Origin of the sequence: Pseudomonas rhizosphaerae (assembly GCF_000761155.1) — a bacterium.
GTDB lineage: Bacteria > Pseudomonadota > Gammaproteobacteria > Pseudomonadales > Pseudomonadaceae > Aquipseudomonas > Aquipseudomonas rhizosphaerae.
This window is the reverse complement of sequence record NZ_CP009533.1, coordinates 449,722-469,113: the sequence shown is the minus strand read 5'-3', so window position 1 is coordinate 469,113 and position 19,392 is coordinate 449,722. Positions and strand designations below refer to the sequence as shown.

Genomic DNA, 19,392 nt, shown 5'->3' with positions numbered 1-19,392 from the left:
TCGGATTCATGAATTGATGCGTCCCCTCTTCTTCTGCCTGCTGGGCCTTGCGTTGAGCACCTGTGCCAACGCGACGATCACCCAAAGCCACGGCTATGCGCAATTCGGTTCGCTCAAATACCCGGCACGTTTCAGCCATTTCGATTGGGTCAACCCCGACGCCCCCAAGGGTGGCACGTTGCGAACGATGGCCTTCGGTACGTTCGACACGCTCAACCCCTACACCTTCAAGGGCACCAGCCCGGTCCAGACCGCCAACTTCCTGCAGTACGGCATCAATGAGCTGAACGAGCCCTTGATGGTCGGCACCGGGCAATACGCGCCCTCGGGCGACGAGCCTACTTCCAGTTACGGCCTCATCGCCCAATCCGTGGAATACAACGAGAGCCGCAGCTGGGTCGTGTTCAACCTCAGGCCGCAGGCACGCTTCAACGATGGCCATCCGATTACCAGCGCCGACGTGGCGTTTTCCTACCGGACGTTGCTGACCCAGGGCCATCCGATGTACCGGACCAACCTGCAGGAAGTGCTGCGGGTCGATGTACTGAGCCCGACGCGGATCCGCTTCGTGTTCAAGCGCTCGGGCAACCCGCTGCTGATCCTGCGCTTGGGTGAGCTACCTATCTTGCCCAAGCACTACTGGCAAGGTCGGGATTTTCAAGCCACCACCTTCGAGGCACCGGTGACCAGCGGCCCCTACCGCATCGAGCACGTGGTGCCGGGCAGGCGGCTGGTGCTGCAGCGGGATCGCAACTGGTGGGGCAAGGACCTGCCCGTGAACCGCGGCAAGTACAACTTCGATCGCATGGAAGTCGAGTTCTACCGGGACAGCGATGTGGCTTTCGAAGCGTTCAAGGCCGGCGAGTTCGACATCTACATCGAGCACCAGGCGAAGAACTGGACCAATGGCTACGACTTTCCAGCCGTGCGCCGCGGCGAGGTCATCAAGGCGCAGATTCCGCACAAGATTCCGACGCAGACCCAAGGCCTGTTCTTCAACACCCGCCGCCCGGCCTACAGCGACCCACGCGTGCGCGAGGCGCTGGGCCTGCTGCTGGATTTCGAATGGACCAACCGGGCGCTGTTCAGCGGCGCCTACCGACGCACCGAAAGCTACTACCCCAACAGCGAGTTTGCTGCTACCGGCCTGCCCAGCGGCAAGGAGCGACTGCTGCTGTCAGCGCACAAGAGCGCCTTGAGCCCGGCGCTTTTCCTTGAAGCGCCGAGCATGCCCAGCACCGACGGCAACGGCATTCCCCGGGCAACGTTGCGCCAGGCCCTGCAACTGCTGGCCGACGCTGGCTGGACCTTGCAGGGCGACGGCCTGCGCAATGCCGCTGGCCAGCCGTTGCGCCTGGAGATCCTGCTGGTCAATTCCAACCTGGAACGCATCCTGGGGCCCTATGTGGCCAACCTGGCCAGAATCGGCGTGCAGGCCAACCTGCGCAGCGTGGATCGCGCGCAGTACAAGCAACGGCTGGACCAGTTCGACTTCGACATGATCTCGCTGACCCTGCCGCAGACCCTCAGCCCGGGGCTTGAGCAATGGCAGTACTTTCATTCCAGCCAAGCCGTCGTACGCGGCAGCAAGAATTACGCAGGCGTTGCCAATCCGGTGGTCGACCGCTTGCTCGAACAACTGCTCGGTGCCCAGAGCCGCGATGACCAGGTGGCCGCCGCCAGGGCGCTAGACCGCGTGTTGCTGTCGCAGCACTACATGGTTGCCAACTGGTACCTGGACTACCACCGCCTGGCGTACCGCAGCCGGCTGGCCTTCGTCACTACCCCGCCGTACACCCTGGGCCTGAGTGCCTGGTGGATCAAGCCTACGGAGAAGATTCGATGATGCCCTTACGTGCCCTGAGCAAGGCCCTGAGCGCTGTCGCGCTGTGCATCGCAGCCAGCGTGGCGCACGCCGCGCCGCAGCATGCGCTGACGCTGTACGACGAAGCGCCCAAATACCCGGCAGACTTCAAGCACTACGACTACGTGAACCCCGACGCCCCCAAGGGCGGGACCTTTCGCCAGAAAGGCGTGGGCAGCTTCGACAGCCTCAACCCCTTCATCAGCAAGGGCGTACCGGCCGACGACATGGACCTGACCTACGACACCCTGGCGCGGCAGAGCCTGGACGAGCCCTTTACCGAATATGGCCTGGTCGCCGGCCGCATCGAGAAAGCCCCGGACAACAGCTGGGTGCGCTTTTACCTGCGCCCCGAGGCACGCTTCCACGACGGCCAGCCCATGCGCGCCGAAGACGTCGTGTTCAGTTTCCAGACCCTGATGCACAGCGGATCGCCGTTGTACCGTGGCTACTATGCCGATGTCGCCGACGTGGTCGCCGAAGACCCGCAACGGGTGCTGTTCAAGTTCAAGCACAGCAACAATCGCGAACTGCCGCTGATCCTCGGTCAGCTGCCGGTACTGCCCAAACACTTCTGGGAAGGCCGCGACTTCGCCAAGGGCGGCCTGGACATGCCGCTGGGCAGCGGGCCGTACAAGGTCGCCGAGGTCAAGGCGGGCCGCTCGATACGCTACGAGCGGGTCGATGACTACTGGGGGCGAGACTTGCCGATGAACCGTGGGATGTTCAATTTCGACGCGCTCGAGATCGAATACTTCCGCGACAACACCGTGGCCCTGCAAGCGGGCAAGGCCGGGCAGTTCGACTACTGGCTCGAAAGCAGCGCGAAGAACTGGGCCACCGCCTACGACATTCCTGCGGTGCGCGAGAAACGCCTGTTGCGCGAGGAAATCCCCAACGGCAACCCGACCGGCATGCAGGGCTTCGTCTTCAACCTGCGCAAGCCGTTGTTCCAGGACGTGCGTGTGCGCGAGGCCCTGGCGCTGGTGTTCGACTTCGAGTGGACCAACAAACAGCTGTTCAATGGCGCCTACACGCGCACCGACAGCTATTTCGAGAACTCGGAGATGGCAGCTTCCGGCCTCCCCAGCCCGGCCGAACTGAAGATACTCGAACCGCTGCGCGGACAGGTTCCCGAGCGCGTCTTCGATACGCCGTTCAGCAACCCGGTCACCGACGCCAGCGGCATGCTGCGCGAGCAGCAGCGCAGGGCCTACAAACTGTTGCAGGAGGCCGGATGGCGCATCGTCGACGACAAGATGGTCGATGCCCAAGGCACGCCAGTGAAACTCGAATTCCTGCTGACCCAGGCCGACTTCGACCGGGTGTTGCTGCCCTACAAGCGCAACCTGGCCGATCTGGGCATCGAACTGGTGATTCGTCGCGTCGATATGTCCCAATACGTCACCCGGGTGCGCTCGCGTGACTTCGACATGATGGTGAGCAGCTTCACCCAGTCCACTTCGCCCGGAAACGAGCAGCGCGAGTACTGGGCCAGCTCCAGCGCCGACAAGCCCGGCAGCCGCAATTACATGGGACTCAAGGACCCGGCCATCGACAGCCTGGTGGAGAGCCTGATCAACGCCACTTCGCGCCAGGAACTGGTCGACCATGCCCGTGCCCTGGACCGCGTCCTGCTCTGGGGCCACTACGTTGTCCCCAACTGGCACATCAAGACCTGGCGCGTGGCCTACTGGAATCGCTTCGGCCACCCGACCGTCACGCCGCGCTACGACGTTGGCCTGCAGACGTGGTGGAACAAGCCCGAGACCCCGCCAGCAGTCACCACCACGCCTTCAGAGACGCCATAAGATGCTGGCCTATATCCTGCGCCGATTGCTGCTGATCATTCCCACGCTGCTGGGGATCCTGATCATCAATTTCGCCATCATCCAGGCCGCCCCCGGCGGCCCGGTGGAACAGATGATCGCCAAGCTCGAAGGGTTCGACGGCGCTACCAGCCGCATCGCCGGCGGTGGCGCCGAAGTGGCGGTCGCCGGCTCCAGCTATCGTGGCGCGCAAGGCCTGGACCCTGCGCTGGTGCAAGAAATCGAGAAGATGTATGGCTTCGACAAGCCGGCGCCCGAACGCCTGTGGATCATGATCAAGAACTACGCGCAGCTGGATTTCGGCAGCAGCTTCTTCCGCGACGCCAAGGTCATCGACCTGATCGTGGAGAAGATGCCGGTGTCGATCTCGCTGGGCCTGTGGAGCACCCTGATCATGTACCTGGTGTCGATCCCCCTGGGCATCGCCAAGGCCACCCGCCACGGCAGCCATTTCGACGTCTGGACCAGCTCGGCGATCATCGTCGGCTACGCCATTCCCGCATTCCTGTTCGCCATCCTGTTGATCGTGGTGTTCGCCGGCGGCAGCTACCTGGACTGGTTCCCGCTGCGCGGCCTGACCTCCAACAATTTCGAGGAGTTGAGCTGGGGCGGCAAGGTACTCGATTACTTCTGGCACCTGGTGCTGCCGGTCAGCGCGCTGGTCATCGGCCACTTCGCCACCATGACCCTGCTGACCAAGAACAGCTTCCTCGACGAAATCGGCAAGCAGTACGTGGTGACCGCCAAGGCCAAGGGCTTGAGCAATCATCGCGTGCTCTATGGCCACGTGTTCCGCAATGCCATGCTGCTGGTGATCGCCGGTTTCCCCTCGGCCTTCATCGGCATCTTCTTCACCGGCTCGCTGCTGGTCGAGGTGATCTTCTCCCTCGACGGCCTGGGCCTGATGAGCTTCGAGGCGGCGATCAACCGTGACTACCCGGTGGTGTTCGGCACCCTGTTCATCTTTACCTTGTTGGGGCTGGTAGTGAAACTGATCGGCGATCTTACCTACACCCTGGTCGATCCACGCATCGACTTCGGCCATCGGGAGCATTGAGATGAACCTGTCTCCCCTCAACCGACGTCGCTTCGAACGGTTCAAGGCGAACAAGCGTGGCTGGTGGTCGCTGTGGCTGTTCCTGGTGCTGTTCGGCCTGAGCCTGGGCGCCGAGCTGATCGCCAACGACAAACCGCTGGCGGTGCGCTACGACGGCGAATGGTATTTCCCTGCCTTCAAGCGCTATCCGGAAACCACCTTCGGCGGCGAGTTTCCCCTGGAAGCCAACTACAAGAGCCCCTACATCCGCGAGCTGCTGGCAGCCAAGGGTAGCTGGACGCTCTGGGCACCGATCCCGTTCGACTACCAGAGCATCAACTACGACCTCAACGTGCCCGCACCGGCACCGCCGTCTGCGCAGAACTGGCTGGGTACCGACGATCAAGGCCGCGACGTGCTCGCGCGCGTCATCTACGGCTTCCGCATCTCGGTGCTGTTCGCCCTGACCCTGACCATTGCCAGCTCGGTGATCGGCGTGATCGCCGGTGCCCTGCAGGGCTTCTATGGCGGCTGGGTGGACCTGGCCGGTCAGCGCTTCCTGGAAATCTGGTCCGGACTGCCGGTGCTGTACCTGCTGATCATCCTGGCCAGCTTCGTGCAGCCCAATTTCTGGTGGCTGCTGGGCATCATGCTGCTGTTCTCCTGGATGAGCCTGGTGGACGTGGTGCGCGCCGAATTCCTGCGTGGCCGCAACCTGGAATACGTGCGCGCGGCACGCGCCCTGGGCATGCAGAACGGCGCGATCATGTTCCGCCACATCCTGCCCAATGCCATGGTATCGACCATGACGTTCATGCCGTTCATCCTCACGGGCGCGATCGGCACCCTGACTGCGCTGGATTTTCTCGGCTTCGGCCTGCCTGCCGGCTCACCGTCGCTGGGCGAGCTGGTGGCCCAAGGCAAGTCCAACCTGCAGGCGCCCTGGCTGGGCATCAGCGCTTTCACCGTGCTGGCCCTGATGCTCAGCCTGCTGGTATTCATCGGTGAATCCGCCCGCGATGCCTTCGACCCGAGGAAATGACATGAGCCAGGACAATCTGATCGAGGTCCGCGACCTGGCCGTCGAGTTCGTGACCGGTGAGAGCCGCCAGCGCGTGGTCGAGCACATCAGCTTCGATATCCGCCGCGGCGAAACCCTGGCGCTGGTGGGCGAAAGTGGCTCGGGCAAGTCGGTGACGGCGCACTCCATCCTGCGCCTGCTGCCCTACCCGCTCGCCCAGCACCCCAACGGTACCATCGCCTACAAGGGCAGCGACCTGCTCACGCTGCCGGAAAAACAACTCAGGCAGATCCGTGGCAATCGCATTGCGATGATCTTCCAGGAGCCGATGAGCTCGCTCAACCCACTGCACAACATCGGCAAGCAAATCGGCGAAGTCCTGGCCCTGCACAAAGGGCTGACCGGAGCAGCCGCTACCCAGCGCACCCTGCAGTTGCTGGAGCTGGTAGGTATCGCCGAACCGCACAAACGGCTCAAGGCATTGCCCCACGAGCTGTCAGGCGGCCAGCGTCAGCGTGTGATGATCGCCATGGCCCTGGCCAACGAGCCTGAACTGCTGATCGCCGACGAACCCACCACTGCCCTCGACGTCACGGTGCAGCTGAAGATCCTCGAATTGCTCAAGGAACTGCAGGCCCGACTGGGCATGGCCCTGCTGCTGATCAGCCACGACCTGAACCTGGTGAAGCGAATTGCACACCGGGTATGTGTCATGCAGCGCGGTCGCATCGTCGAACAGGCTACGTGCGAAGAATTGTTTCGCGCACCGCAGCATCCGTACACCCAGGTGCTGCTGGGTGCCGAACCCAGCGGCGAGCCTGCGGCGACACGGGTTGGCGAGCCGATTCTGTCGGTCGACGACTTGCGCGTCTGGTTTCCCATCAAGAAGGGATTGCTGGGCCGTACCGTGGATCACGTCAAGGCGGTCGACGGTATCCACTTCGAGCTGCCCCGTGGGCAGACCCTGGGTATCGTCGGTGAAAGTGGCTCGGGCAAATCGACGCTGGGCCTGGCCATCATGCGTTTGATCGCGAGTCGTGGCTCGATCCGCTTTCAGGGTGAGTCCCTGGACGGCCTGCCCCAGCAGCAGGTGAGACCGCTGCGCAAGCAGATGCAGGTGGTCTTCCAGGACCCGTTCGGCAGTTTGAGCCCGCGCATGAGCGTGAGCCAGATCGTCGGCGAAGGCCTGCGAATACACAAGATCGGCAACGAAGCCGAGCAGGAACAGGCTATCATTGCCGCGCTCGAAGAGGTTGGGCTGGACCCACAGACCCGGCATCGTTACCCTCACGAGTTCTCCGGTGGGCAGCGGCAACGTATCGCCATTGCCCGGGCCTTGGTTTTGAAACCGGCGTTGATCCTGCTGGACGAGCCCACCTCGGCGCTCGACCGCACCGTTCAACGCCAGGTAGTGGAGCTGTTGCGTTCACTGCAACTGAAATACAACCTGACCTATTTGTTTATCAGCCATGACCTGGCGGTAGTCAAAGCCTTGAGTCACCAGTTGATGGTGATCAGGCACGGTCAGGTCGTCGAACAAGGGGCGGCGCGGGCTATCTTTGCCGCGCCGCAGCACCCTTATACACAGCAGCTGTTGGAAGCAGCCTTCTTGGCCCCAACGGCTGTCGATTAACCTGAAGAGGAACAACACATGGGTTTTCTCGCCGGTAAGCGCGTCCTGATCGTCGGTGTCGCCAGCAAACTGTCCATCGCATCCGGCATCGCCGCCGCCATGCATCGCGAGGGTGCTGAACTTGCCTTCACCTACCAGAACGAAAAGCTCAAGGGCCGCGTCGAGGAATTCGCCGCAGGCTGGGGCTCCAGCGCCGATCTGTGCTTCCCTTGCGACGTGGCCAGCGATGCTGAAATCGCCTCGGTCTTCGAAGCCCTGAGCAAGAAGTGGGACGGCCTGGACGTCATCGTTCACTCCGTCGGTTTCGCCCCGGGCGACCAGCTCGATGGCGACTTCACCCAGGCCACCACCCGCGAAGGCTTCCGCATCGCCCACGACATCAGCGCCTACAGCTTCGTGGCCCTGGCCAAGGCTGGGCGCGAAATGATGAAAGGCCGCAACGGCAGCCTGCTGACCCTGTCCTACTTGGGCGCCGAGCGCACCATGCCCAACTACAACGTCATGGGCATGGCCAAGGCTTCGCTGGAAGCCGGCGTGCGCTACCTGGCCGGCTCCCTGGGCCCGGAAGGCACGCGCGTCAACGCCGTTTCGGCTGGCCCGATCCGCACCCTGGCAGCCTCGGGCATCAAGAACTTCCGCAAGATGCTGGCCGCCAACGAAGCGCAGACCCCGCTGCGCCGCAACGTCACCATCGACGAAGTCGGCAACGCCGGCGCGTTCCTGTGCTCCGACCTGGCGTCGGGTATCAGCGGTGAAATCATGTACGTGGACGGCGGCTTCAACACCACCGCCATGGGTGATATCGAAGAATAAGCCGGCTTCGGCTGGTTGAAGAAACGCCGCTGATTCCAGCGGCGTTTTTTTATGGCTGGGTTTATCGGTGGCGCAAGGAGTAGTGGTGACATGTGGGAGCGGGCTCTGCCCGCGAAGAGGCCCTTGAATCCACCAAAAAACAAAAGGCCGCATACGCGGCCTTTTGTTCAAACATCCATCACCTCAATACCTGGTGATGTCCGCCTTGGTTTCCAGCAGCTTGCGGTAGGCCGCAAAATCCTGCTGACCCATGCGCGACGCCAGGAAGCGGCGGTATTGGGTTTTCTCTTCATCGCTAGGGGCTGCGGCTTCGTTCACGCCGTCCAGGCGCAAAATCACGAAGCTGCCGTCTTTCAGCGTCACGCTGCTGAACTCAGGCTTTTCCTTGGCTTGCGGCTTGGGCATGCGGAACAGCGCCTGCAGTTCGGCCGGCTCGATGCCGTCCTGACCGCGGTTGACCGCCTCCAGCACTTTCCAACGCTGGCCTTCCTGGCTGGCCGCCAGAGGCACCTTGCCGTCGCGCAGGCCGGCCAGCAGCGCCTCGCCCTTGGCCTTCACCTGGGCTGCAGCATGTTGTTTGGCCAACTCGGTACGAATCGGACCGGCCACGGCTTCGAGCGGCAGCTGCGCAGGCTTGCGATGCTCCTTCACACGCACCACGACCATGGTTTCCGGATCCAGCTCCAGTGCAGCGCTATTGGAACCTTCTTCCAGCACTTCAGGGCTGAATGCGGCCTGAACCACGGCTCGGCTAGCCGTCACGCCCTGGCTGCCGCCATCCTTGCCGAATGGCTCGGACGTCTGCACCTTGAGGCCCAGCTCCTGGGCTGGCTGACCAAGGTCGGAGGCTTCAAACGCCGAATCTTCCAATTGCTTGGTGGCGGTCACGAAGCGCTGTTCCACTTCCTGGGTCTTCAGGTCACTGGTCAGCTTGGCTTTCAGGCTGGCGAAAGTCGGCACGTCCGGCGCCTGCACGTCTTCGAGCCTGATCAGGTGCCAGCCGAAGTCGGTGCGCACTGGCGCCGAGACCTGGCCCTTGCTCAAGGCATTGAGCGCGGTTTCGAACGCCGGGTCGTACACGCCATTGCCGGCGAAGCCGAGGTCGCCGCCATTGTTGGCCGAACCTGGGTCCTGGGACACTTCCTTTGCCAACTTGGCAAAGTCCTCGCCCTTCTCCAGACGCGCCTGCACTTCTTCGATTTTGGCCTTGGCCTGTGCATCATCGAGCTTGTCGTTGACCTCGATCAGAATGTGCGCCGCACGACGCTGCTCGGACAGGTTGGCGATCTCTTTCTGATAGGCGTCCTGCAGATCCTCGTCTTTCACGCTGACCTGATCGAAGAACGAAGACTTCTTCAGTTCCACGTAGTCGATGACCACCTGGTCAGGGCTCATGAACTCCTTGGCGTGTTCGTCGTAATGCGCCTTGACCTCGTCGTCGGTGACCTTGGTCGCCGATGGGTCCGCCTTGAACGTCAACGAAGCGAAATCGCGAGTCTGCTTCTCGAGGCGCGCGAAGGCGGCAACCTGCTCGTCGGTGACGAAGCTGCTGCCCGCCAGACCGGCACGCAGCTGGCCAATGAGCATCTCTTCGGAAAGCATCTGGCGGAACTGCAGACGGCCATAGCCCATCTGGCGAATGACCTGGTCGAAGCGTTCGGCGCTGAACTTGCCGTCCACCTGGAATTCCGGCGTCTGCAGCATGATCTGGTCGAGCGCGCCTTCGGAGAAGGCGAACTTGGCGTCATGGGCGCCTTGCAGCAGCAACTTACGGTCGATCAAGCCCTTGAGGGCTGCTTCACGCAGCATCTTGTCGTCAAGCAGGGCCGGATCGAAATCCTTGCCCAGCTGTTGCATCAGCTGGCGGCGTTGCATTTCGGTGGCCTGACTGAGTTCGTTCAAGGTGATCTCGTCACCGTTGACCTTTGCAGCGTCCTGGCTATGGCTGGCGGCCTGGAAGATCGCGTCGAAACCGGTCAGTGCCATCAGTACGATGATCAAACCGATGATGGTCTTGGCAATCCAGCCCTGGGAGTTATCCCTGATGTTCTGCAGCATGCATCCCCCGAAAACGGTCGTACAGATAGAGCGACCGCGGAGAGTAATAGGAATCCGGATAGAAGAAAGGCGCATCCGAGGATGCGCCTTCTCGTAACTCGCGGAGCTTGCTCAGCTCCACTCCTGATGCCGGCATCGCCAGGCAGCAGGTAGCAAAGGCGTGGCCGAAGCTTAGTTGACAGCTTCTTTCAGGGCTTTACCGGCTTTGAAGCTAGGCTTCTTGGCAGCCGCGATTTCCAGGGCCTTGCCGGTCTGCGGGTTGCGACCGGTACGCGCCGGGCGATCAGTCACGGAGAACGTACCGAAACCTACCAACACAACCGAATCACCGGATTTCAGAGCGTCCGTAACGGATTCGATCACGGCGTCCAGCGCCTTGCCAGCTGTAGCTTTGGAGATATCAGCAGATGCGGCGATTGCGTCAATCAGTTCCGACTTGTTCACTATAAGTCCCCTTATATCGATCTTTTGAGTTGTTTCAAAGTATGTGGTGAAACAGGCGCCGGGTGGCTGTCGACACAGTAAGTGCCGCTTTATAACAAGGGCTCCAAAAAACTGTCAAGAAAGCCACCCAGTCAAATCAAGGCTCAATGCGTGCTGATTCGTTCCTTGGAATCCGTATCGCGTTTCTCATCCTTGGCGACAATCTCGGGAGCCACATCGGGCAAGGGCTCCGGCGCGTATTGCAGCGCAATTTGCAGGACTTCGTCAATCCATTTAACAGGTTTAATCTGCAGATCCTGCTTGATATTGTCGGGAATTTCCTTGAGATCGCGCACGTTTTCTTCAGGGATGATTACCGTTTTGATTCCACCACGATGAGCCGCCAGCAACTTCTCTTTGAGCCCACCAATGGCCAGTACCTGGCCGCGCAGCGTGATCTCGCCGGTCATGGCGACATCGGCGCGCACCGGAATCTGGGTAAGGGCCGAAACCAGTGCGGTGCACATGCCGACACCGGCGCTCGGGCCATCCTTGGGCGTGGCGCCTTCGGGCATGTGGATGTGCGTGTCGTGCTTCTCATGGAAGTCCGGCGCGATGCCCAGGCTCTTGGCACGGCTGCGTACCACCGTTTGCGCCGCCGTGATGGACTCAACCATCACGTCGCCCAGCGAACCGGTCTTGATCAACTGGCCCTTGCCCGGGATGACGGCAGCCTCAATGGTCAGCAACTCGCCGCCCACCTGGGTCCAGGCCAGGCCCGTGACCTGGCCGACCTGATCCTGCTGCTCGGCCAGGCCGTAGCGGAACTTGCGCACGCCCAGCAGGTGCTCCAGCGAATCGGGTGTGACCTTGACCGTGAATTTCTTCAGGTGGGCGTGCTCCTTCACCACCTTGCGGCAGATCTTCGCAATCTGACGCTCCAGGCCACGCACGCCGGCCTCGCGGGTGTAGTAACGGATGATGTCTCGGATCGCATCGACCTCGATCTCGACCTCGGTCTTCTTCAGGCCGTTGGCTTCGATCTGCTTGGGCGACAGGTACTTGATCGCGATGTTGATCTTCTCGTCTTCGGTGTAGCCCGGCAGACGGATGACTTCCATCCGGTCCAGCAACGCCGGCGGGATGTTCATCGAGTTCGAGGTGCACAGAAACATCACGTCGGAAAGGTCGTAATCGACTTCCAGGTAATGGTCGTTGAAATTGTGGTTCTGCTCGGGGTCCAGTACCTCCAGCAAGGCCGACGCCGGGTCGCCGCGCATGTCGCTGCCCATCTTGTCGATCTCGTCGAGCAGGAACAGCGGGTTGCGGACGCCCACCTTGGTCATCTTCTGGATCAGGCGGCCGGGCATCGAACCGATGTAGGTCCGACGATGGCCACGAATCTCGGCCTCGTCACGCACGCCGCCCAGGGCCATGCGCACGAACTTGCGGTTGGTGGCATGGGCGATGGATTCGGCCAGGGACGTCTTGCCCACACCGGGTGGCCCCACCAGGCACAGCACCGGACCGCGGATCTTCTTCACCCGCTTCTGCACGGCGAGGTATTCGAGGATGCGTTCCTTGACCTCTTCCAGACCGTAGTGGTCGGCATCGAGAATGCTCTCGGCGCGCGCCAGGTCCAGGCGCACCTTGCTCTGCGCCTGCCATGGCACCTGCACCAGCCAGTCGATGTAGGTGCGCACCACGGTCGCTTCCGCCGACATCGGCGACATCTGCTTGAGCTTGTTCAGCTCGGCCGTGGCCTTGGCCAGCGCGTCCTTGGGCAGGCCAGCGGCGTCGATGCGCTTCTTCAGCTCCTCGACTTCGTTGTGCCCTTCCTCGCCGTCGCCCAGTTCTTTCTGAATGGCCTTCATCTGCTCGTTCAGATAGTACTCGCGCTGGCTGCGCTCCATCTGCTTCTTGACCCGACCACGAATGCGCTTCTCGACCTGCAGCAGGTCGATCTCGGCATCCAGCAGGGCCAGCACGTGTTCGACACGCGCCGGCAACTCGATGATCTCGAGAATCTCCTGCTTCTGCTCGATCTTCAGCGCCATGTGCGCGGCCATGGTATCGACCAGGCGGCCGGGCTCATCGATGCTGTTGAGCGAGGACAGCACTTCGGCCGGGACCTTCTTGCCCAACTGCACGTACTGCTCGAACTGGCCCAGCAGCGTGCGCACGAACACCTCGGACTCGCGATCCGGCGCGTCGGTCTCGTCGATCAGCTGCACTTCGGCACGCACGTGGCCGTCGATTTCCAGAAACTGCTCGACACTGCCGCGCTGCTCACCCTCGACCAGCACCTTGACGGTGCCATCGGGCAGCTTGAGCAATTGCAGCACTGTGGCAACGGTACCGACACGGTACAGGGCGTCTTCACCGGGATCGTCATCGGCAGGATTCTTCTGCGCGAGCAGAAGGATCTGTTTTTCGCCGGACATTGCCGCCTCGAGGGCCTCGATGGACTTCTCACGCCCCACGAACAGCGGGATAACCATGTGCGGATAGACCACGACATCGCGCAATGGCAGGAGAGGCAATTCGATGGTTGTCTTCATGATTTCGCCTCTACAGCGGCCCTGATGGCCGTAAACAGATGGAATTGAACATGTCTTCAATGTGGGGGCTCGCCCCGCAAAAAACAAGTTCGCTGCCTGAAAAACGAAAAGGGCCCGTAGGCCCCTTCCTTGTTTCAGCTCAGATTGTCGATCAGGCGTCGGGTGCAGCCTTCGCCGGTGGCTCGCTGTTTTCATAGATCAACAGCGGCTTGGACGTCCCTTCGATCACGCTTTCATCGATGACCACTTTGCTTACATCGGTCTGCGAAGGTATTTCATACATGGTGTCGAGCAGGATGCCTTCGAGAATCGAACGCAGGCCACGGGCACCCGTCTTGCGCTCGAGCGCGCGGCGAGCAACCGACTTCAAGGCGTCGCTGCGGAACTCGAGGTCCACACCTTCCATTTCGAACAGCTTGCCGTACTGCTTGGTCAGCGCGTTCTTGGGCTCGGTGAGGATCTGCATCAGTGCCGCTTCGTCCAGTTCGTCCAGCGTCGCCAGAACCGGCAGACGACCGACGAACTCGGGGATCAGCCCGAACTTGACCAGGTCATCGGGTTCGACTTCGCGCAGCGACTCGCCAACCTTCTTGCCTTCCTGCTTGCTGCGCACCTGGGCACTGAAACCGATGCCGCCCTGGGTGGAGCGATTCTGGATCACTTTTTCCAGCCCGGAGAACGCACCGCCGCAGATGAACAGGATGTTGCGTGTATCGACTTGCAGAAACTCCTGTTGAGGATGCTTGCGACCACCTTGCGGCGGTACCGAGGCCACGGTGCCCTCGATCAGCTTCAACAGCGCCTGCTGCACGCCCTCGCCCGAAACGTCGCGGGTGATGGACGGGTTGTCCGACTTGCGCGAGATCTTGTCGATCTCGTCGATGTAGACGATGCCCATCTGGGCCTTTTCCACATCGTAGTCGCACTTCTGCAGCAGCTTCTGAATGATGTTCTCGACGTCCTCACCCACGTAACCGGCTTCGGTCAAGGTGGTGGCGTCGGCGATGGTGAACGGAACGTTGAGCAGGCGAGCCAGGGTTTCGGCCAGCAGCGTCTTGCCCGAACCGGTCGGGCCGATCAGCAGGATGTTGCTCTTGCCGAGTTCGACGTCGTCATTCTTCTTGTCACGCTGGTTCAGGCGCTTGTAGTGGTTGTACACCGCTACCGCGAGAACCTTCTTCGCACGCTCCTGGCCAATCACGTACTGATCCAGGATGCCGCTTATTTCTTTGGGCGAGGGCAATTTATGCGCGCTGCTCTCGGCCTGGGCTTCCTGCACCTCCTCGCGGATGATGTCGTTGCACAGGTCGACGCACTCGTCGCAGATAAAGACCGAGGGGCCGGCAATCAATTTGCGCACTTCATGCTGGCTTTTGCCACAGAAGGAGCAATAGAGCAGCTTGTTGCCGTTGTCCTCGCCGTTGCGGGTGTCAGTCATTCGATCGATCCAAATCCGATAGGCTTGCAACACAAGATGAAGGCTATTGCAGGCTTTTTCAAGCCCGGCAATGGTCGGACGTGCCAACCAGCCCTATTTTGAGCGGCTCATGTTAAGCGGGGCGACGGTCAATCACTTTGTCGATCAAGCCATAGGCTTGCGCAGCTTCGGCACTCATGAAGTTGTCGCGGTTCGTGTCGCGCTCGATTTCTTCCAGGGTGTGCCCGCTGTGCTTGGCCATCAGCGAGTTGAGACGCTCACGGATAAACAGGATTTCCTTGGCATGGATTTCGATGTCCGACGCCTGGCCCTGGAAGCCGCCCAGTGGCTGGTGAATCATCACGCGTGAGTTCGGCAGGCAGAAACGCTTGCCTTCGGCACCGGCGGTCAGCAGGAATGCGCCCATGCTGCAGGCTTGGCCAATGCAGGTGGTCGACACGTTCGGCTTGATGAACTGCATGGTGTCGTAGATCGACATGCCTGCAGTGACCGAACCGCCTGGGGAGTTGATGTAGAGATGGATGTCCTTGTCCGGGTTTTCCGCCTCAAGGAACAGTAGCTGCGCACAGATCAGGTTGGCCATGTAATCCTCTACCGGACCAACCAGAAAGATCACTCGCTCCTTCAGCAGGCGCGAGTAGATGTCGTAGGCGCGTTCGCCGCGAGCGGACTGCTCGACAACCATCGGGACCAGGCCGCCGGCGGCCTGGATGTCAGAGTTCTGCTGAATATAAGAATTACGGAACATGCTCTGCAGTTACTCCCAAATAGTCATGTCTTGAAAACGCACAAGCCAGCGCGAGGCTGGCTTGTGGTTGTATTTCCAACGAGTTGGACAATCAGTCGGCTTGTGCTGCTTCTGCCGGCTTGACTGCTTCTTCGTAAGAGACCGCTTTATCGGTCACCTTAGCCTTCTGCAGAACAGTATCCACAACTTGTTCTTCCAGCACAACCGAACGGACTTCGTTCAGCTGCTCATCATTTTTGTAGTACCACGATACAACTTGCTCGGGCTCCTGGTAGGCCGAGGCCATTTCCTGGATCAGCTCGCGTACGCGCGCTTCGTCCGGCTTGAGCTCGTTCTGCTTGACCACTTCGGCGACGATCAGGCCCAGCACGACGCGGCGCTTGGCTTGCTCGGTGAACAGCTCGGCCGGCAGCTGATCGGGCTTGATGTTGCCACCGAACTGCTGCACGGCTTGAACGCGCAGACGGTCGACTTCGTTGTCCAGCAGAGCCTTTGGCACTTCGATCGGGTTGGTCGACACCAGGCCGTCCATCACCTGATTCTTGATCTTGGCCTTGATGGCCTGACGCAGCTCGCGCTCCATGTTCTTGCGAACTTCGGCGCGGAAGCCGTCGAGACCGGTTTCCTTGATGCCGAACTGGCCGAAGAACGCTTCGTCCAGCTCAGGCAGCTTGGCTTCGGAAACGCTGTTGACGGTGACGGTGAACTCGGCAGCCTTGCCGGCCAGCTCGAGGTTCTGATAGTCCTCGGGGAAGTTCAGGTTCAGGACCTTCTCTTCACCGGCCTTGGCGCCCACCAGGCCGTCTTCGAAACCAGGGATCATGCGGCCCGAACCCAGTACCAGCTGGGTACCGCTCGCCGAACCACCGGAGAACTCCTCGCCTTCGATCTTGCCGACGAAGTCGATGTTCAGCTGGTCTTCGGTCTGGGCAGCGCGCTCGACCTGCTCGTAACGCACGTTCTGCTTACGCAGCACTTCGAGCATGTTGTCCAGGTCGCTGTCGGCGACGTCGGCGCTCAGGCGCTCGACTTCGATGCTGTCGAACGCGCCGACTTCGAACTCGGGGAACACTTCGAAGGTGGCGATGTATTCCAGATCCTTGCCCTTTTCGAACACTTTAGGCTCGACGGCGGGTGCGCCGGCTGGGTTGAGCTTCTGCTCGACCACGGCTTCATAGAAGGAAGCCTGGATGACGTTGCCCAGGGCTTCCTGGCGCGCGTCAGCCTCGTAGCGCTGACGGATGACGCTCATAGGCACCTTGCCTGGACGGAAGCCCGGGATCTTGGCGTTACGGGCGGTCTGTTGCAGACGCTTGTTGACTTCGGCCTCGATGCGCTCGGCGGGAACGCCGATGGTCATGCGGCGCTCGAGAGCGGAAGTGTTTTCAACAGAAACTTGCATGGATTTTCCTCGTTGCACAGACGTTAGCCGGCCATTTCCGACCCCAGATCAAGGGCAAGCATTCTAGTGGCTCGAACTCAAGAAGTCACCCTATGCACATGGATGCGCGCAAAGTCGCTGCAGAAACCGTCCAACGGCAGCAAAACAAGGCCAATCCAGGTATGAAAAGTGTCGTGCCGGACAAGTTTTGCAAGACAATGATCGGCTCGCTGGTATCCTGTGAAAGGATACAGTCACTACTTCGTACTTCTATGTGGAGAACATGACCATTTTGTCGCTCCCCGTAACAATGCCCATCATTGCAGGACCTTCATGGCCATAAGCCCCGTGACGTCGGTCTCCCTCGCCAATTGCGAGGACGAACCCATTCATCGACCGGGCGCGATCCAGCCTCACGGCGCACTGATCGCGCTGGATGCCGAAGGCCGTGTACTGAGCCGCAGCACCAACCTGATGGCGATCACCGGCCTGGATGTACTGCCGGGCACGACGCCGGACGGCGAATTGCTCGGTGCCGATATCCTGGCGCTGATCGGCGAGGGCCTTGCCAGCAGCGACCACTGGGCCAACAGTGTCGAAAGCGTACTGCTCGGGCGCCTGTTCGACGTGGTCGCCCACCGCCATCTGCAGGTGCTGTATCTGGAGTTCGAACCGCGGCGCACGGCCAGCGGCTCGTTCAGTCAGTTCGCCCTTTATGCGCAGCGCATCATCAGCCAGATGCAGAATCGCCATGACATCGATGCGCTGCTGAGCCGAGTCACCCAGGAAATCCGCAACATGACCGGCTACGATCGGGTCATGGCCTATCGCTTTCGTCCCGATCTATCCGGCGAAGTCATTGCCGAGGCCCATCGCGAGGACCTGGAAAGCTATCTGGGCCAGCGCTACCCGGCGTCGGACATTCCGGCCCAGGCGCGCCTGCTCTATATCCAGAACCCGATTCGCCTGATCGCCGATGTGGCCTATGCGCCGGCGCCACTGACCCCGGCACTGGATCCGCGGACCGGCCAACCGTTCGATCTCAGCTTCAGCACCCTGCGCAGCGTTTCGCCGATCCATTGCGAATACCTGACCAACATGGGCGTGCGCGCCTCGATGAGCGTTTCGATCGTGGTGGGCGGCAAGCTGTGGGGGCTGTTTTCCTGCCATCACATGTCACCCAAAACCATGGCTCACCCTTTGCGCATGTCCTTCCAGGTCATCTCGCAGGTGTGCAGCGCGCTGGTCGAACGGCTGGAGCACAACCAGGCTACCCAGACCCTGAAGCAGGCGAGCGACCAGCAGCAGAAGCTCATGACCCAGGCCCGCGACTCTGAAGATCTGGTCAGCGCACTGGCAGGCGACCCGGACAACATTGCCTCCCTGATACCCTGCGACGGCGCCGCCGTGGTGATGTCGGGCCGTACCCAGAGTATCGGCGGGCACTTCGATCAACTGTGCCGCCAGGTGCTGGAACACGTCGAGCAGGACCCTAACCTCGAGGTGTTCCAAACCGAGCACTGGCAAGGCTCGCCGAGCGAACGCAATACCAGCGGCTACTGCGGCATCCTGGCGGTGCGTTTCCATCGACAGGAATCGGGCTGGGTGCTGTGGCTGCGCAAGGAAGAAATCAACAATGTGCGCTGGGGCGGCAAGCCGGAGAAGATCATCAAGGTCGGGCCATCCGGGGCACGGTTGACGCCACGCGGCTCGTTCGAGGCCTGGGAAGAAGTGGTGCGCGGGCGCTCGGCCAGCTGGAGCGATACCGACATCACTATCGCCGAGAAGCTGCGACGCGATCTGGTCGAGCTGTGCCTGAGCCGTGCCAGCGAGATCGATGGCATGCGTCAGCGTCTGATCGCCATGCTCGGCCACGACCTGCGCAATCCATTGCAGTCCATCTCCATGGCCGCTGCCATGCTGTCCTCGAACGAGACGCGCGACACCGAACTGCGCAAGCACATCAGCCATTCCAGCGGTCGCATGGAGCGGCTGATCAGCCAGATTCTGGAGATGAGTCGCCTGCAATCTGGCCTGGGCATCATGGTCAACCGTGTCGATACCGATTTGTCGGTCCTGGTGGAAAGCATTGTCCACGAAACCGCCGTGGCCTTCCCTGGCCTGACCATCGAAGCACGTATCGAGCCGAATGTGCGCGCCATGATCGATCCGGATCGCTATGCACAGGTCATCACCAACCTGCTGGGGAATGCCCGCTACCATGGCACGCCCGACACGCCGGTGTTGATCAGCTTAAGCGCCGAGCAGGGGAATACTCGCCTGTCGGTTCTCAACCAGACCACGCCGGTCGCGCCTGAACGACTGGCAACACTGTTTCAGCCGTTCAAGCCGCACAGTGCCGAAAACCTGCGCAACAAGAACGGCCTGGGGATTGGACTGTACATTTCCCAGGCGATCGCGGTGGCCCACAGCGGCAACCTGAGCGTCGAGCAGAACGGTAATGTCATCACGTTCAGCATGGTCCAGCCTGTAGAGGCGTGACGCCTCCAGCGCTTTGAGCGCTCGCCAGACCGCAGACACGAAAAAGCCGCCCGAAGGCGGCTTTTTCGTTGCCCAGCAGGCCCAG

Annotated in this window: 13 protein-coding genes; 7 read left to right on the top strand and 6 right to left on the bottom strand. The window is 61.2% G+C overall.

The features are described 5' to 3' along the window. The first annotated feature begins 13 nt into the window (after positions 1–13). The 6 genes from LT40_RS02150 to fabI are packed head-to-tail and all read left to right on the top strand — an operon-like array spanning position 14 to position 8,196. Positions 14–1,846, top strand: coding sequence for an extracellular solute-binding protein (locus tag LT40_RS02150; protein WP_043185931.1), 1,833 nt, complete (start codon positions 14–16; stop codon positions 1,844–1,846). Further along, the gene (locus LT40_RS02145) at positions 1,843–3,675 is read left to right on the top strand and encodes an extracellular solute-binding protein (RefSeq protein WP_043185928.1); all 1,833 of its coding nucleotides are present in this window, start codon (positions 1,843–1,845) and stop codon (positions 3,673–3,675) included. Before LT40_RS02150 ends, LT40_RS02145 begins: the two co-directional genes overlap by 4 nt. Position 3,676: 1 nt before the next feature. After that, positions 3,677–4,750 carry a microcin C ABC transporter permease YejB gene (locus tag LT40_RS02140; protein ID WP_043185925.1) on the top strand — a complete coding sequence of 358 codons (1,074 nt, stop codon included), beginning with the start codon at positions 3,677–3,679 and terminating at the stop codon, positions 4,748–4,750. A gap of 1 nt (position 4,751) precedes the next feature. Further along, positions 4,752–5,771 (top strand): ABC transporter permease, encoded by a 1,020-nt coding sequence (locus LT40_RS02135; protein ID WP_043185922.1) that lies wholly within the window; start codon positions 4,752–4,754, stop codon positions 5,769–5,771. Position 5,772: 1 nt separating this feature from the next. Further along, the gene (locus LT40_RS02130; RefSeq protein ID WP_043185918.1) at positions 5,773–7,383 is read left to right on the top strand and encodes an ABC transporter ATP-binding protein; all 1,611 of its coding nucleotides are present in this window, start codon (positions 5,773–5,775) and stop codon (positions 7,381–7,383) included. Positions 7,384–7,401: 18 nt separating this feature from the next. After that, positions 7,402–8,196 carry an enoyl-ACP reductase FabI gene (gene fabI, locus LT40_RS02125; RefSeq protein ID WP_043185915.1) on the top strand — a complete coding sequence of 265 codons (795 nt, stop codon included), beginning with the start codon at positions 7,402–7,404 and terminating at the stop codon, positions 8,194–8,196. A 183-nt stretch (positions 8,197–8,379) separates the two neighbouring features. On the opposite strand, the gene LT40_RS02120 is transcribed toward fabI, so the two are convergent. The 6 genes from LT40_RS02120 to tig form a co-directional block, all read right to left on the bottom strand. Then, positions 8,380–10,254 carry a SurA N-terminal domain-containing protein gene (locus LT40_RS02120; protein ID WP_043185911.1) on the bottom strand — a complete coding sequence of 625 codons (1,875 nt, stop codon included), beginning with the start codon at positions 10,252–10,254 and terminating at the stop codon, positions 8,380–8,382. A gap of 171 nt (positions 10,255–10,425) precedes the next feature. Continuing rightward, positions 10,426–10,698 carry an HU family DNA-binding protein gene (locus tag LT40_RS02115; protein WP_043185907.1) on the bottom strand — a complete coding sequence of 91 codons (273 nt, stop codon included), beginning with the start codon at positions 10,696–10,698 and terminating at the stop codon, positions 10,426–10,428. A gap of 143 nt (positions 10,699–10,841) precedes the next feature. Next, positions 10,842–13,238: an endopeptidase La gene (lon, locus tag LT40_RS02110; protein WP_043185903.1), complete on the bottom strand. Its 2,397-nt coding sequence runs from the start codon at positions 13,236–13,238 to the stop codon at positions 10,842–10,844. Positions 13,239–13,389: 151 nt separating this feature from the next. After that, the gene (gene clpX, locus LT40_RS02105) at positions 13,390–14,676 is read right to left on the bottom strand and encodes an ATP-dependent Clp protease ATP-binding subunit ClpX (protein WP_043185900.1); all 1,287 of its coding nucleotides are present in this window, start codon (positions 14,674–14,676) and stop codon (positions 13,390–13,392) included. Between the two features lie 112 nt (positions 14,677–14,788). Beyond that, positions 14,789–15,424 carry an ATP-dependent Clp endopeptidase proteolytic subunit ClpP gene (gene clpP / locus LT40_RS02100; protein WP_043185896.1) on the bottom strand — a complete coding sequence of 212 codons (636 nt, stop codon included), beginning with the start codon at positions 15,422–15,424 and terminating at the stop codon, positions 14,789–14,791. A 91-nt stretch (positions 15,425–15,515) separates the two neighbouring features. Next, positions 15,516–16,826 carry a trigger factor gene (tig, locus tag LT40_RS02095; protein ID WP_043185893.1) on the bottom strand — a complete coding sequence of 437 codons (1,311 nt, stop codon included), beginning with the start codon at positions 16,824–16,826 and terminating at the stop codon, positions 15,516–15,518. Positions 16,827–17,138: 312 nt separating this feature from the next. Here tig and LT40_RS02090 point away from each other — a divergent pair, with 312 nt between their 5' ends. Continuing rightward, positions 17,139–19,307 carry a GAF domain-containing protein gene (locus LT40_RS02090; RefSeq protein ID WP_272945804.1) on the top strand — a complete coding sequence of 723 codons (2,169 nt, stop codon included), beginning with the start codon at positions 17,139–17,141 and terminating at the stop codon, positions 19,305–19,307. The last annotated feature ends 85 nt before the right edge of the window (positions 19,308–19,392 follow it).

What these genes read in the sequence shown, in the direction of transcription:
- tig (WP_043185893.1), bottom strand. Translation starts at nt 16,826, where the DNA reads ATGCAAGTTTCTGTTGAAAACACTTCCGCTCTCGAGCGCCGCATGACC.
- fabI (WP_043185915.1), top strand. Translation starts at nt 7,402, where the DNA reads ATGGGTTTTCTCGCCGGTAAGCGCGTCCTGATCGTCGGTGTCGCCAGC.
- LT40_RS02090 (WP_272945804.1), top strand. Translation starts at nt 17,139, where the DNA reads ATGGCCATAAGCCCCGTGACGTCGGTCTCCCTCGCCAATTGCGAGGAC.
- LT40_RS02140 (WP_043185925.1), top strand. Translation starts at nt 3,677, where the DNA reads ATGCTGGCCTATATCCTGCGCCGATTGCTGCTGATCATTCCCACGCTG.
- lon (WP_043185903.1), bottom strand. Translation starts at nt 13,238, where the DNA reads ATGAAGACAACCATCGAATTGCCTCTCCTGCCATTGCGCGATGTCGTG.
- LT40_RS02130 (WP_043185918.1), top strand. Translation starts at nt 5,773, where the DNA reads ATGAGCCAGGACAATCTGATCGAGGTCCGCGACCTGGCCGTCGAGTTC.
- clpP (WP_043185896.1), bottom strand. Translation starts at nt 15,424, where the DNA reads ATGTTCCGTAATTCTTATATTCAGCAGAACTCTGACATCCAGGCCGCC.
- LT40_RS02145 (WP_043185928.1), top strand. Translation starts at nt 1,843, where the DNA reads ATGATGCCCTTACGTGCCCTGAGCAAGGCCCTGAGCGCTGTCGCGCTG.
- LT40_RS02120 (WP_043185911.1), bottom strand. Translation starts at nt 10,254, where the DNA reads ATGCTGCAGAACATCAGGGATAACTCCCAGGGCTGGATTGCCAAGACC.
- LT40_RS02135 (WP_043185922.1), top strand. Translation starts at nt 4,752, where the DNA reads ATGAACCTGTCTCCCCTCAACCGACGTCGCTTCGAACGGTTCAAGGCG.
- clpX (WP_043185900.1), bottom strand. Translation starts at nt 14,676, where the DNA reads ATGACTGACACCCGCAACGGCGAGGACAACGGCAACAAGCTGCTCTAT.